At 68.2% G+C, this 14,620-nt stretch carries 11 protein-coding genes; all 11 read right to left on the bottom strand.

All coding sequences use genetic code 11. The features are described from left to right. Positions 1–98: 98 nt before the first annotated feature. Positions 99–1,355 carry an ABC transporter ATP-binding protein gene (locus tag IE326_RS06610; protein ID WP_190041042.1) on the bottom strand — a complete coding sequence of 419 codons (1,257 nt, stop codon included), beginning with the start codon at positions 1,353–1,355 and terminating at the stop codon, positions 99–101. Further along, entirely contained in the window at positions 1,348–2,331 is a 984-nt protein-coding gene (locus IE326_RS06615; RefSeq protein WP_150231380.1) for an ABC transporter ATP-binding protein, read from the bottom strand. Before IE326_RS06615 ends, IE326_RS06610 begins: the two co-directional genes overlap by 8 nt. Positions 2,332–2,337: 6 nt before the next feature. Further along, positions 2,338–3,324: an ABC transporter permease gene (locus IE326_RS06620; RefSeq protein ID WP_150231378.1), complete on the bottom strand. Its 987-nt coding sequence runs from the start codon at positions 3,322–3,324 to the stop codon at positions 2,338–2,340. Beyond that, entirely contained in the window at positions 3,317–4,240 is a 924-nt protein-coding gene (locus IE326_RS06625) for an ABC transporter permease (protein ID WP_150231376.1), read from the bottom strand. Before IE326_RS06625 ends, IE326_RS06620 begins: the two co-directional genes overlap by 8 nt. Before the next feature lie 147 nt (positions 4,241–4,387). Continuing rightward, positions 4,388–6,016 carry a peptide ABC transporter substrate-binding protein gene (locus IE326_RS06630; RefSeq protein ID WP_190041043.1) on the bottom strand — a complete coding sequence of 543 codons (1,629 nt, stop codon included), beginning with the start codon at positions 6,014–6,016 and terminating at the stop codon, positions 4,388–4,390. A gap of 176 nt (positions 6,017–6,192) precedes the next feature. Beyond that, positions 6,193–7,281, bottom strand: a complete 1,089-nt coding sequence (locus IE326_RS06635; RefSeq protein WP_030747241.1) for an ABC transporter ATP-binding protein — start codon at positions 7,279–7,281, stop codon at positions 6,193–6,195. Continuing rightward, positions 7,274–8,332, bottom strand: a complete 1,059-nt coding sequence (locus IE326_RS06640) for an ABC transporter ATP-binding protein (protein WP_150231372.1) — start codon at positions 8,330–8,332, stop codon at positions 7,274–7,276. The genes IE326_RS06635 and IE326_RS06640 overlap by 8 nt, the downstream gene beginning before the upstream one ends. Before the next feature lie 16 nt (positions 8,333–8,348). Next, positions 8,349–9,302: an ABC transporter permease gene (locus IE326_RS06645; protein ID WP_150231370.1), complete on the bottom strand. Its 954-nt coding sequence runs from the start codon at positions 9,300–9,302 to the stop codon at positions 8,349–8,351. Beyond that, positions 9,295–10,227: an ABC transporter permease gene (locus IE326_RS06650; RefSeq protein WP_170313926.1), complete on the bottom strand. Its 933-nt coding sequence runs from the start codon at positions 10,225–10,227 to the stop codon at positions 9,295–9,297. The genes IE326_RS06645 and IE326_RS06650 overlap by 8 nt, the downstream gene beginning before the upstream one ends. A 170-nt stretch (positions 10,228–10,397) precedes the next feature. Continuing rightward, positions 10,398–12,038: a peptide ABC transporter substrate-binding protein gene (locus IE326_RS06655; RefSeq protein WP_150231366.1), complete on the bottom strand. Its 1,641-nt coding sequence runs from the start codon at positions 12,036–12,038 to the stop codon at positions 10,398–10,400. A 589-nt stretch (positions 12,039–12,627) separates the two neighbouring features. Further along, positions 12,628–14,529 (bottom strand): translational GTPase TypA, encoded by a 1,902-nt coding sequence (gene typA, locus IE326_RS06660; protein ID WP_150231364.1) that lies wholly within the window; start codon positions 14,527–14,529, stop codon positions 12,628–12,630. Positions 14,530–14,620: the final 91 nt, after the last annotated feature.

The following is a 14,620-nucleotide window of genomic DNA, read 5'->3' on the forward strand; positions in this document are numbered from 1 at the left end:
CGAGGGGGCTCCGCCGGCCGACGGCACCCGCACGGCCGCACGCACAGCAGGATCCGGTATCCGGATATCGGATCCGAGTCCCGGGGGTTGCCGGGGCGTTACAGCGTCTTCGGCCCTCCGGGCTCCTCGGGCCGCCCCTCGCCCGCCCCGCCCGCCCCGTCGCTCCCGTCCCCGCCCGCTCCGCCGGCCCCGCGGCCTTCCGCCGCCGCCTCGTCGGCCTCGGCGATCGCCACCGCCTCCTCCTCGGCCCCCTCCTCGGAGGCCGCCTCGCGGGCCGCCTCCACCGGGGCCGGGCCGTCCTCCAGGGGCGCCGCGTGGGCCAGCGAGTCCTCCGGCGGGACGACCTGCTTCTCCTCCGCGAAGTGGCAGGCGGAGTCGTGCCTGGCGGGGCTGTCGGTGAGCCGGAAGACGGCCGGGACGGCGAGCAGCGGGACCTCCAGGGCGCACCGCTCCTGCGCCTTCCAGCAGCGGGTGCGGAAGCGGCAGCCGGAGGGCACGTTGGCCGGGGAGGGCACGTCGCCGGTGAGGATGATCCGCTCGCGGTGGGCGCGGGCCTCGGGGTCCGGCACGGGCACGGCGGAGAGCAGCGCCTGGGTGTAGGGGTGGGTGGGGTGGTCGTAGATCTGGGCGTCGGTGCCGATCTCCACGATCCGGCCGAGGTACATGACGCCGACCCGGTCCGAGATGTGCCGGACGATCGAGAGGTCGTGGGCGATGAAGACGTACGACAGGGCGAACTCGGACTGGAGCCGGTCGAGCAGGTTGACCACCTGCGCCTGGACGGAGACGTCGAGGGCGGAGACCGGCTCGTCGGCCACGATGATCTCGGGCTGGAGCGCGAGGCCGCGGGCGATGCCGATGCGCTGGCGCTGGCCGCCGGAGAACTGGTGCGGGTAGCGGTTGATGTACTCGGGGTTGAGGCCGACGACGTCGAGGAGGTCCTGGACCTTGCGGCGCCGGTCGCCCTTGGGCGCGACCTCGGGGTGGATCTCGTACGGCTCGCCGATGATGTCGCCGACCGTCATGCGGGGGTTGAGCGAGGTGTACGGGTCCTGGAAGACCATCTGGATGTTGCGGCGGACGGCCTTCAGGGCGCGCGGGGAGAGCTTGGTGAGGTCCTCGCCCTTGTACTTGATCGAGCCGGAGGTCGGCTTCTCCAGGTTGACCAGCATCTTCGCGACGGTCGACTTGCCGCAGCCGGACTCGCCGACGATGCCGAGGGTCTCGCCGGAGGCGAGGTCGAAGTCGACGCCGTCGACCGCCTTGACCGCGCCGACCTGCTTCTTGAAGAGGATGCCCTGGGTCAGCGGGTAGTGCTTGTGCAGGTCCCGGACCTCGAGAATCGCCTCAGCCATGGAGGCACTCCTTCCAGAAGTGGCAGGCGCTGGCACGCGGGACGGGCGACTCGGTGACCTCGTACAGCGGGGGCACGTCGGTGCGGCAGACGTCCTGGGCCATCGGGCAGCGCGGGTTGAAGGCGCAGCCGGGCGGGATGGCGAGCAGGTTGGGCGGCAGGCCCTTGATCGCGTACAGCTCCTGGCCCTTCTGGTCCAGGCGCGGGATCGAGTCGAGCAGGCCCCGGGTGTAGGGGTGGGCGGGCGCCTTGTAGATCTCGTGGACGGGGGCCTGTTCGACGATCCGGCCGGCGTACATCACGGCGATCTTGTCCGCGACGTCGGCGACGACGCCGAGGTCGTGGGTGATGAGGATCAGGCCCATGTTGTACTCGCGCTGGAGCTCGGCGAGCAGGTCCATGACCTGGGCCTGGACGGTGACGTCGAGGGCGGTGGTGGGCTCGTCGGCGATGATCAGCTCGGGTTCGAGGGCGAGCGCCATGGCGATCATGATGCGCTGGCGCATGCCGCCGGAGAACTGGTGGGGGTACTGGCCGACGCGTTCCCTGGCGGCGGGGATGCGGACCCGGTCCATCAGCTCGACGGCCTTGGCCCGGGCGTCCTTCTTGCTCATGCCCTTGTGGACGATGAACATCTCGCCGAGCTGTTCGCCGACGCTGAGGACGGGGTTGAGCGAGGACAGGGCGTCCTGGAAGATCATCGCCATCTTGGCGCCGCGGACCTTCCTGCGCTCCTCCTCCTTGAGCTTCAGCAGGTCCTGTCCCTTGAAGAGGATCTCCCCCTTCGGGATCTTCCCCGGCGGCATGTCGAGGATGCCCATGACGGCCTGGGCGGTGACGGACTTGCCGGAGCCGGACTCGCCGAGGACGGCGAGGGTCTCGCCGGCCTCGACCGAGTAGTTGACTCCGTTGACCGCCTTGGCCACCCCGTCGCGGGTGTGGAACTCCACGTGCAGGTCGCGCACTTCGAGCAGCATGGGTCCCTACCTCAGCTTCGGGTCGAGGGCGTCGCGGACGGCGTCGCCGAGCATGATGAAGGCGAGCACCGTGATCGCGAGCGCGCCGGCCGGCCAGAGCAGCATGTGCGGGGCGTTGCGGACGTACTGCGAGGCCGAGGAGATGTCGATGCCCCAGGAGACGGTGGGCGGCTTGAGGCCGACGCCGAGGTACGAGAGCGTCGCCTCCAGGGCGATGTACGTGCCGAGCGCGATGGTGGCGACGACGATGACGGGCGCGAGGGCGTTGGGCGTGATGTGCCTCAGCAGCATCCGGGAGTTGGAGGCGCCGAGGGCGCGGGCCGCCTGGACGTAGTCGTTCTGTTTCGCGGTGATCACCGAGCCGCGGGCGATGCGGGAGATCTGCGGCCAGCCGAGCAGCACCATGAAGCCGATGACGGGCCAGACGGTGGAGCTGGTGACGACGGAGAGCAGCACCAGGCCGCCGAGGACGACGGGGATGGCGAAGAAGACGTCGGTGATCCGGGAGAGGACGCCGTCCCAGGCGCCGCCGAAGAAGCCGGCGAGGCCGCCGAGGACGGAGCCGAGGACGGCGACGCCGAGGGTGGCGAGGACGCCGACGGTGAGCGAGGTGCGGGCGCCGTAGACGGTGCGGGTGTAGACGTCGCAGCCCTGGCCGTTGAAGCCGAAGGGGTGGCCGGGCTGGGAGCCCTCCTGGGCCTTGGCCAGGTCGCAGTCGAGGGGGTCCCCGGAGGCGATCAGGGAGGGCCAGATGGAGATGACGACGAGGAAGAGGATGACGAGCCCGGAGATGATGAAGACCGGGTTGCGCCGCAGGTCGCGCCAGGCGTCGGACCAGAGGGAGCGGGCCTTCTTGTCGGGTCCGGTGCCCTGGGGGCCGCCGGGGGTCTTCTCCAGGGTCTCGGCCTCGGACAGGGCGAGGTCGGTCGCGCCCCCGGCGCCGGTGGCGGCGATGGCTCGGCCCTCTTCGTAGGGCTCGATCGGCTCAGGCATAGCGAATCCTCGGGTCCAGGACGGCGTACAGGAGGTCCACCAGGAGGTTGGCCAGCAGGAAGATCAGGACGAGGATCGTCACGAAGCCCACGACGGTCTGGGTGCTCTGCCGGACGATGCCGTTGTAGAGCTGGAGGCCGACGCCGTGGATGTTGAAGATCCGTTCGGTGACGATGGCGCCGCCCATGAGGGCGCCGATGTCGGCGCCGATGAAGGTGACCACCGGGATGAGGCTGTTGCGCAGCAGGTGGCGGCTGATGACCCGGCGGCGCGGGAGGCCCTTGGCGACGGCGGTGCGGACGTAGTCGGCCCGCTTGTTCTCGGCGATCGAGGTGCGGGTGAGCCGGGTGACGTACGCGAGGGAGACCGAGGCGAGGACGAGGCCGGGGACGATCAGCTCGCTGAAGGGCGCCTCGGGCGAGACGGCCGGCTTGATCCAGCCCCACTTGACGCCGAGGAGCAGCTGGACGAGCAGACCGGTGACGAAGGTGGGGACGGAGAGGACCACCAGGGTCAGCAGCAGGACGGTGGTGTCGACGGGGCGGCCGCGCTTGAGGCCGGTGACGACGCCGAGGCTGATGCCGATGACGATCTCGAAGAGGATGGCGACGATGGTGAGCCGCAGGGTGACCGGGAAGGACTGGGCCATCAGCTCGGTGACGGGCTGCCCGTTGAAGGCGGTGCCGAAGTCGCCGGTGAAGACGTTGCCCATGTAGGTCAGGTATTGCTGCCAGACCGGCTTGTCTAGACCGAACTCCTTCCTCAGCTGGGCGGCGGTCGCCGGGTCGCAGGCGCGGTCGCCGCACAGTCCGGCGATGGGGTCGCCCATCACGTTCACCATCAGGAAGATCAACAGCGTGGCGCCGAAGAAGACCGGGATCATCTGCAGCAGCCGCCGGATCACGTATCGACCCATGGGGGGCTCCGGGGGTTGGCTCCGGGGAAGAGCGGGGGAAGGCGTACGGCCCGGCGCGGGAGGTCCGCGGGCCGGGCCGTACGGCGCCGATCTGCTACGGCCTGCCGGGACGCGTCCGGCGGGGGCCGCCGGACGGGCCCCGGGCGGTCACTTGACCTTGATCTCGTTGTAGACCGGGACGCTGAACGGGTTAAGGGTGACGTTCTCGACCCGCTCGGAGTAGCCGGCGCTGCCGTTCTGGTACCAGAGCGGGATGGCGCCCATGTCGTCGCGGAGGACTTCCTCGGCCTGCTGGAAGAGGCCGACGGCCTTCTTGATGTCGGTCTCGGCGTTGGCCTGGTTCACCAGCTTGTCGAAGTCGGCGCTGGTGTACTTGCCGTCGTTGGACGAGGCGCCGGTGTAGTACAGCGGCTGGAGGAAGTTCTGGATCAGCGGGTAGTCCATCTGCCAGCCGGCCCGGAAGGGTCCGTCGAGCTTCTGGGTGGTGACCTGGTTGCGGTAGTCGGCGAAGGTGCCGACGGGGTTGCCGACGCACGCCTTGTTGTCGCCGAGGGCGCGGTTGATGGAGTTGCAGACGGCGTCCACCCACTCCTTGTGGGAGCCGGTGTCGGCGTTGTACGAGATCTTCATCGTGCCGCCGGGGATGCCGCCGCCCTCGGCGACGAGCTTCTTGGCCTGGGCGGCGTCGTACTTGCAGAAGTCGCCGCAGACGTCCTTGAAGCCGCCCTCCTCGCCGAGGACGGGGGAGGTCCAGTCGACGGCCGGGGTGCGGGTCTTCTGGAAGATCGTCTCGGTGATCTGGTTCCGGTCGATGGCCATCGACAGGCCCTGGCGGAGCTTCTCCTGGCCGGGCTTGTTCCAGTCCGGGTCGTAGAACGGGATGGAGAGGGTCTGGATGATGCCGGCCGGGGTGTTGATGTAGCGGTCGCCGAGGTCGGCGGAGACGTTCTTCAGCTGGGAGGCGGGCACGTCGTCGACGAGGTCGAGGTTGCCGGCGGTCAGGTCGGTGTACGCGGTGTTGTTGTCCGTGTAGACCTTGAGGGTGATGCCGCCGTTCTGCGCCTTGTCCTCGCCGGGGTAGTCGTCCCAGCGCTTGAGCTGCATCTGGGAGCCCTTGGCGTACGAGTCGATGGTGTACGGGCCGTTGCCGACGGGCTTGGCCAGCCAGCCGGCGTGGTCGTCGAAGAACGCCTTCGGGAGCGGGGCGAAGGCCGCGTAGCCGAGGGTGTCGGGGAAGGTCGAGAACTTCTGGGTGAGCTTCACCGTGAAGGTCTGCGGGCCGGTGACCTTGAGGCCGGACAGGGTGTCGGCGGTGGCCTCGCCCTTGTCGGGGTGGACCTTGTCGTAGCCCTCGATGTAGCCGAAGAAGTAGGCGTTCTTCTGGTTGTTCTTCAGGGCGGCGCCGTAGTTCCAGGCGTCGACGAAGGACTGGGCGGTGACCTTCTCGCCGTTGGAGAAGGTCCAGCCGTCCTTGACGGTGATGGTGAAGTTGGTGGAGTCGGTGGTCTCGATCTTCTCGGCGAGCATGTCCTTGGCCTCGCCGGTCTTCGGGTCGTACTCCTTGAGACCGCGGAAGATCATCGAGAGGACCTTGCCGCCCTGGACCTCGTTGGTGTTCGCCGGCTCCAGCGGGTTCTGCGGGTCTCCCCAGGAGGAGCTCACGATGCCGTCGGCCCCTCCGCCGCCGCCGCTGTCGTCACCGCCGCCGCAGCCGGTCGCCGCGAGGGCGACGGCGGTGGCCAGTGCGGCCCACTTGGCGTGCGTGGCTCCGCGCATGGAGTGCCTCCCGATTGTCCTGAGCGTGACTTAGGGCCCAATATCACCCGATATTGACGCTGGTGCACTTTTACGGCACCCGAGTGAGGGCAGGAGGACGTACGGGGACACGGAAAGGGCCCCTCGCACCCGGCGGGGGTGCGAGGGGCCCTGGTCCTTCGGGCCGTCACGGTCGGTCAGCCCGCGTGGACGACGTCCCGCTCCTCGGCGAAGTGGCACGCCGACTCGTGGGCGGCGAGGGTGTCCTGGCCGCGGAAGCGCTCCGGGATCGCCAGGACGGGCTGCTCCGTGGAGCACTTGTCCTGGGCCTTCCAGCAGCGGGTGCGGAAGCGGCAGCCCGACGGCGGGTTCGCCGGCGAGGGCACGTCGCCCGTGAGGATGATGCGGTCGCGGTTGGCCCGCGCCGTCGGGTCCGGCACCGGCACGGCGGAGAGCAGCGCCTGGGTGTACGGGTGCGTGGGGTGCTCGTAGATCTCCTCGTCCGTACCGATCTCGGCGAGCTTGCCGAGGTACATGACGCCCACGCGGTCCGAGATGTGCCGGACGATCGACAGGTCGTGCGCGATGAAGATGTAGGACAGGTTGAACTCGTCCTGGAGCTTCTCCATCAGGTTGATGACCTGCGCCTGGACGGAGACGTCCAGGGCCGAGACCGGCTCGTCGCAGATGATGATCTCCGGGTTGAGCGCGAGGCCGCGGGCGATGCCGATGCGCTGGCGCTGGCCGCCGGAGAACTGGTGCGGGTACCGGTTGATGTACTCCGGGTTCAGACCGACGACGTCGAGGAGCTCCTGCACCTTGCGGCGCCGGTCGCCCTTCGGGGCCACCTCGGGGTGGATGTCGAAGGTCTCGCCGATGATGTCGCCGACCGTCATGCGCGGGTTCAGCGAGGTGTACGGGTCCTGGAACACCATCTGGATGTTGCGGCGGACGGCCTTCAGGGCGCGGCCGGACAGCTTGGTGATGTCCTGGCCCTTGTAGAAGACCTCGCCGGCGGTGGCCCGCTCCAGGTTCATCAGGAGCTTGGCGACCGTGGACTTGCCGCAGCCGGACTCGCCCACGATGCCGAGGGTCTCGCCCTGGTAGAGGTCGAAGGAGACCCCGTCCACGGCCTTGACCGCGCCGACCTGCTTCTTGAAGAGGATGCCCTGCGTCAGCGGGAAGTGCTTCTGCAGGTTGCGCACCTGGAGGATCGGCTCCCCCCGCTGGACGGGGACGTCCAGGGCGGCGGCCACGGCCTCGTCGTTCTTGCTGAGGTCAGCCATGGATCGTCTCCTTCCAGAAGTGGCAGGCGCTCTTGCGGCCCGGCAGATCCGCGCCGTCCTGCTCGGTGACCGGCACCAGGGCCGGGATCTCCGTACGGCAGAGGTCGGTGGCCTTGGGGCAGCGCGGGTTGAAGGCGCAGCCGCTGGGCACCTTGAGCAGGTTGGGCGGCAGACCCTTGATCGCGTACAGCTCCTGGCCCTTCTGGTCCAGGCGCGGGATCGAGTCGAGCAGACCCCGGGTGTACGGGTGGGCCGGGCGCGCGTACAGCTCGTGGACGGGCGCCTGCTCGACGATCCGGCCGGCGTACATCACGGCGATCTTGTCCGCGACGTCGGCGACGACGCCGAGGTCGTGGGTGATGAGGATCAGGCCCATGTTGTACTCGCGCTGGAGCTCCGCGAGCAGGTCCATGACCTGGGCCTGGACCGTCACGTCGAGGGCCGTGGTCGGCTCGTCGGCGATGATCAGGTCGGGCTCCAGGGCGAGCGCCATCGCGATCATGATGCGCTGGCGCATGCCGCCGGAGAACTGGTGGGGGTAGTCGCTGACCCGCGCCTTGGCGGCGGGGATCTTGACCTTGTCCATCAGCTCGATGGCCTTGACCTTGGCGTCCTTCTTGGACATGCCGTGGTGGACCCGGAACATCTCGCCGAGCTGGTAGCCGACGGAGAGGACGGGGTTCAGCGAGGAGAGCGCGTCCTGGAAGATCATCGCGATCTTGCGGCCGCGGATCTTCCGGCGCTCCTCGTCGGACATCTTGAGCATGTCCTCGCCGCGGAACAGGATCTCCCCCTGGGGGATCTTGCCGGGCGGCATGTCGAGGATGCCCATGATGGCCTGGGCGGTGACGGACTTGCCGGAGCCGGACTCGCCGAGGACGGCGAGGGTCTCGCCGGCGTCGACCGAGTAGTTGACTCCGTTGACCGCCTTGGCCACTCCGTCGCGGGTGTGGAACTCGACGTGCAGGTCCTTGACTTCGAGCAGCGGACCGTTGTGGTCGCTGTTCTCTCGCGGCGCCGGGACGGTCGCGGTCTTGTCGATGGTGCTCATCGTTGTTACGCCCTCCTCAGCGCAGCTTGGGGTCGAGGGCGTTGCGAACGGCTTCGCCGAGCATGATGAACGCCAGGACGGTGATGCTCAGCATGATCGACGGCCAGAGCAGGACGTGCGGGGCCACGCGGATCTGCGCGACGCCGGCGGAGATGTCCACGCCCCACGAGACGGTCGGGGCGGCGAGGCCGAGGCCGAGGTAGGACAGCGTCGCCTCGGCGGAGATGTAACCGCCGAGCGCGATCGTCGCGACGACGATCACGGGGGCCATGGCGTTCGGCAGGATGTGCCGGAAGAGGATCCGGGTGGTGCCGGCGCCGAGGGCCTTCGCCGCGTGGACGTAGTCGGCCTGCTTGATCGTGATCACCGCACCGCGCATGACGCGGGTGATCTGGGTCCAGCCCAGGAAGGCGAGGGCGAAGACGACGACCCAGACGGTGCGCTCGACGAAGGCCTGGAGGACGACCATCGCGCCGAGCAGGAAGGGGATGCCGAAGAAGACGTCGGTGATCCGGGAGAGGACCGCGTCGATCATCCCGCCGAAGTAGCCCGAGATCATGCCCATGATGCCGCCGACGACGGTGACGATCGCGGTGACCGCGATGCCGACCGTGACCGAGGCGCTGGTGCCGTGGATCAGACGGGCGTAGACGGAACGGCCCTGCTGGTCGTAGCCGAGCCACTCCGGCGAACCGACCTTGCTCAGCTCGGGCTTGCCCAGGAAGTGGTTGACCAGGTCACCGGCGGTCGGGGACGCGCTGGTGAAGAGGGTCGGCCACGCCGAGATGAGGAGCAGCAGCGCGATCAGCACCGTCGACACGATGAAGTACGGGTTGCGGCGCAGGTCGGCCCAGGCGTCGCCCCAGAGACTGCGGGCCTTCTCCGGCTTCTCCACCGGCGCGGACGGGTCCACCGAGGGGGTGGCGACCGCGTCCGGGGCGGCGGTGGCGGTCTTGGTCACGTCAGGCATACCGGATCCTCGGGTCCAGGACCGCGTACAGCAGGTCGATGAGCAGGCTGGTGACGAGGTAGACGATCACCAGGATGGTGACCAGGCCGACCAGGGTGGAGCCTTCACGACGGGAGATCGACTCGGCGATCACACCGCCGACACCCTTGATGTTGAAGATCGACTCGGTGACGATCGCGCCGCCCATCAGGGCGCCGATGTCGGTGCCGAGGAAGGTGATCACGGGGATCATCGAGTTGCGCATCAGGTGCACGCCGATGACCCGGCGGCGCGGCAGGCCCTTGGCGACGGCCGTGCGCATGTAGTCGGCGCGCAGGTTCTCCGCCATGGACGTACGCGTCAGACGCGCCACGTACGCGAGGGAGAGGCAGCCGAGCACGATGGCCGGAGCGAGCAGCTCGCCCCACTGCGGTTCGGTGCTGACGTTCGGCTGGATCCAGCCCAGGTTGAACGCGAAGACCATCTTGATGATGAAGCCGAGGACGAAGACCGGGATCGAGATGATCAGCAGCGTGAAGATCAGGATCGCGTTGTCCGCGAGCCGGCCGGCGCGCAGGCCGCCGATGACACCGAGGGTGATGCCGAAGACCAGCTCGATGGCGAACGCCAGGGTGGCCAGCTGGAGGGTGATGGGGAACGCGTCGCCCAGCACGTCGGTGACCGGCAGACCGTTGCGGATCTGGGTACCGAAGTCCAGGTGCAGGAGCATGTCCCGCATATAGAAGAAGTACTGCTGCCAAAGCGGCTTGTCGAGACCGAGCTCATGGCGCTTCGCGGCGAGCGTCGCCGGATCGGCGCCCTTGTCGCCGAACATGGCCAGCACGGGGTCGCCGGGCAGGCTGTGCACCATGAGGAAGATCAGCAGGGTGGTCCCGAGGAAAACCGGGATCATCTGGAGCAGTCGTCGTACGACATAACGCCCCATCATGCCTCCGTTGAGATGTGACGGCAGCCCACGGGCCCTCCCCCGCCGTCGTGCCTTTGGGTACGGGCACGGCGGTTTTCGAGGAAGGGCCCCCCGGCCACCACGTAAGCGCCGGGCGGGAGTCGAGGGTTCACGACCCCCGCCACGGCTTGCGGACTACGCTGGGCGGTTTACTTGAAGACCTCGACGCCGGTCAGGATCGGGTCGCCGTCCTGGCCGTACTTGACGCCGGTGACCTTCTCCGAGTAGCCCGCGTTGACCTTGTAGTACCAGAGCGGGATGGAGGGCATGGTCTTGACCAGCTCCTTCTCCACGGCCTGGTACTTCTTCACCGACTCCTCCAGGGAGGGGGCGGAGTCGGCCTCGAGGATCATCTTGTCGAGATCCTTGTTGACGAAGCCGCCCTGGTTGCCCGCCGCGGTGCTCAGGAACAGGTCCTTGAGGAAGTTGGCGTTCACCGGGTAGTCCAGCGACCAGGCGGAGCGGTACAGGGACTTGACCTGCTTCGTCTTGCGAGCGGTCAGGTCGGCCTGGAAGTCCGTCTTGCTGTCGCCGACGCACTCGACGCCGGTGGCCTGGGTGATGCTGTTGCAGACAGCGTCGACCCACTCCTTGTGACCGCCATCCGCGTTGAACTGGATGGAGATCTTGTTGTTCGGGACGCCACCACCCTGCTTGATGAGGTCCTTGGCCTTGGCCGGGTCGAACTTGGTGACGTCGCCCGCGGCGTTCTCCTGGAAGCCGAGGATGCCCTCGGGGACCCAGCCGGTGGCCGGCTTGCGGGTGCCCTGGAGAACCGTCTTGGTGATCGTCGCGCGGTCGATCGCCATCGAGAGGCCCTGGATGACGCGGACGTCGACCGGCTTCGGCTTGGCCCACTGGTCGGCGTAGAACGCGACACCGATGGACTGGATGGCGGCGTGGTCGGCGTCGACCGCGCGGTCACCGAGGTCCGTGTGGTAGACCGGGAGGTCCTTCGGACCGATCTGACGGATGATGTCGAGGTTGCCCGACTTCAGGTCCTCGTAGGCGGTCTCGAGGGTGGTGTAGTTCTTGAAGACCACACCGCCGTTCTTCGCCTTGTTCGGGCCCTTGTAGCCGTCGAAGCGGACGACCTCGATCTTCTTCTTGTGGTCCCAGCTCTTGAACTTGTAGGGACCGTTGCCCACGGGCGCCTCGGCGGCGGCCTTCGGGTTCTTGTAGAAGGACTCCGGGAGCGGCGCGAACGGCGTGTACGCGAGCTTGTGACCGAAGTACGGGACCGGCTGGGTCAGCTCGATGGTGAAGGTCGTGTCGTCGACGATCTTCAGGCCGGCCAGGGTCTCGGCGGTGGGCTTGGCGCCCTCGGCCTCCGGGTGGACCTTGTCGTAGCCGACGATGTCGGAGAACCACGAGGAGAGGCCCATGGCGTTCTTGACGTTGGCGTTCCAGTTCCACGCGTCCACGAAGGACTTGGAGGTCACCGGGGTGCCGTCGTGGAAGGTCCAGCCGGCCTTGAGCTTGACGGTCCACTTCTTCGAGTCGCTCGTGGTGAGCGACTCGGCGTTGATCATCTCCAGCGAGCCGTCGGGCTTGTAGCCGACGAGCTGCGAGAAGACGGCCTTCATCACGCCGGCGCCGTTCGACTCCATCGTGTCGCCGGTGTAGAGCAGCTTCTCCGGCTCACCCAGGTCGGTGGTGAAGATGCCGTTCGGGTCGACCTGACCCTTGGCCTTCGAGCCCTCGTTGCCGTCACCCCCGCCACAGGCGGTCGCAGCCAGGGCGACGATGATCGCGCCCGTTACCCACTTGGCGCTCTTGGCACCGCGCATGGGTTCCTCCTCATGAGTCCACTTTGTCACTACAAGAGAGGCACTCCGAGTTTCGCCGACACCCCTGACGGCTTTGGACTCAAGTGCCCCGAGTGTGCTCGTGAGTCGGCACTCCCCACAGTGCGTGACCCATTGACCCGAGCTCAATGGAGCCAACTATTAGGCACGTCCGGGCCGTAAACCACACTTAAGCGGTCTCGTTTTGACAACATCACCAAGGCCCTGGATACCGAAATCCGGACAAAGTGAGTGCAGACAGACACCCCCGAAACGGACTGTTAATACACGTTCCGGAGAGTGATGCCCGCTATCCGGACACTTGGTCGCTGTATTCGACTTGACGGGGGACCGGACGGAGACCCTCCTCCGGCCCGCACCTCATACCACAGGCCCGGGAGGTCCGGCACCCCTCGCGGGAGGCCCGGCCCTCGGTCAACGGCCCTCCGGAGCCACGAGTTCCCCCATGATCCGGCACCGGAGTAGTACCCCCGTGTCACCGGTGTATCCACGCGGAAAAACCCGACGGGGCCCCGGTGTTGTCACCGGGGCCCCGTCGGGCCGGCGGGGCTCCCCTTCAGGAGCCCCGGCCTCAGGCGTTCTTGGCGCGCGAGGCGGAGCGGGCGCGCTCCTTCTGGTCCAGGACGACCTTGCGGATGCGGACGGCCTCCGGGGTCACCTCGACGCACTCGTCGTCGCGGCAGAACTCCAGGGACTGCTCCAGGGAGAGCTTGCGCGGCGGGACGATCGCCTCGAACGAGTCGGCCGACGAGGACCGCATGTTCGTGAGCTTCTTCTCCTTGGTGATGTTCACGTCCATGTCGTCGGAACGCGAGTTCTCGCCGACGATCATGCCCTCGTACACCTCGGTGCCGGGGTCGGTGAACAGGACGCCGCGCTCCTGGAGGTTGGTCATCGCGAAGGCGGTGACCGCGCCGGCGCGGTCGGCGACCAGGGAGCCGTTGTTGCGGGTCTGGAGCGGGCCGAACCACGGCTCGTGGCCCTCGTGGATCGAGTGGGCGATGCCGGTGCCGCGGGTCTGGGTCAGGAACTCCGTGCGGAAGCCGATCAGGCCGCGGGACGGGACGACGAACTCCATGCGGACCCAGCCGGAGCCGTGGTTCGACATGTTGTCCATGCGGCCCTTGCGGACGCCCATGAGCTGGGTGACGGCGCCCATGTGCTCCTCGGGCACGTCGACCGTGAGGCGCTCGACGGGCTCGTGGATCTTGCCGTCGACCTCCTTGGTGACGACCTGGGGCTTGCCGATGGTGAGCTCGAAGCCCTCGCGGCGCATCTGCTCGACCAGGATGGCGAGCGCGAGCTCGCCGCGGCCCTGGACCTCCCAGGCGTCGGGGCGCTCGGTCTCCAGGACGCGGAGCGAGACGTTGCCGACGAGCTCGCGGTCCAGGCGGTCCTTCACCTGGCGGGCGGTGACCTTGCGGTCCTTGACCGCGGCCTTGGCGTCCGCGCCCTTGCCGGTGCCGCCGCGGCCGACGAGCGGCGAGGTGTTGGTGCCGATGGTCATGGAGATGGCCGGCTGGTCGACCGTGATCAGCGGGAGCGCGATCGGGTTCTCCGGGTCGGCCAGGGTCTCGCCGATCATGATGTCGGGGATGCCGGCGACGGCGCAGATGTCACCGGGGCCCGCGACCTCGGCGGGCTTGCGGGTGAGCGCCTCGGTCATCATCAGCTCGGTGATGCGGACGTTGGAGATCGTGCCGTCCCGCTTGATCCACGCGACCGTCTGGCCCTTGCGCAGCTCGCCCTGCTCGACGCGGAGCAGCGCGATGCGGCCGAGGAAGTTGTCGGCGTCCAGGTTGGTGACGTGGGCCTGGAGCGGGGCCTCCTCGTCGTACGACGGGGCCGGGACGTGCTCCAGGATCGTGGAGAAGAAGGGCTCCAGGTTCTCGGAGTCCTGCGGGACCGTGCCGTCCTCCGGCTTGGTCAGCGAGGCGATGCCGTCGCGGCCGCAGGCGTAGACGATCGGGAACTCGATCTGGTCCTCGTCGGCGTCCAGGTCCAGGAAGAGGTCGTAGGTCTCGTTGACGACCTCGTCGATCCGGGAGTCCGGGCGGTCCGTCTTGTTGATGCAGAGGATGACGGGCTTGCGCTGCTGGAGGGCCTTGCGCAGCACGAAGCGGGTCTGCGGGAGCGGACCCTCGGAGGCGTCCACCAGCAGGACGACGGCGTCGACCATCGACAGACCGCGCTCGACCTCGCCACCGAAGTCGGCGTGGCCGGGGGTGTCGATGATGTTGATCGTGATCGGGGCCCCGCCGTCCTTGGGGTGGTACTTCACCGCCGTGTTCTTGGCGAGGATCGTGATGCCCTTCTCACGCTCCAGGTCGTTCGAGTCCATCATGCGGTCGTCGAGCTGCTGGTGGGCGGCGAAGGCACCGGCCTGCTTGAGCATGGCGTCGACGATGGTCGTCTTGCCGTGGTCGACGTGGGCGACGATGGCGACGTTACGGATGTCGTGGCGCGTGGGCATGGGTGGCTTGCGCTTCTCTCGGATCGTGGGAATCGGCGTCAGTTCCTCTTACGCCCGCCGGGCGGACGCGCCACGGCTATGTCCCATGGTA

Source organism: Streptomyces filamentosus (genome assembly GCF_014654895.1).
GTDB classification, from domain to species: Bacteria; Actinomycetota; Actinomycetes; order Streptomycetales; family Streptomycetaceae; genus Streptomyces; species Streptomyces filamentosus.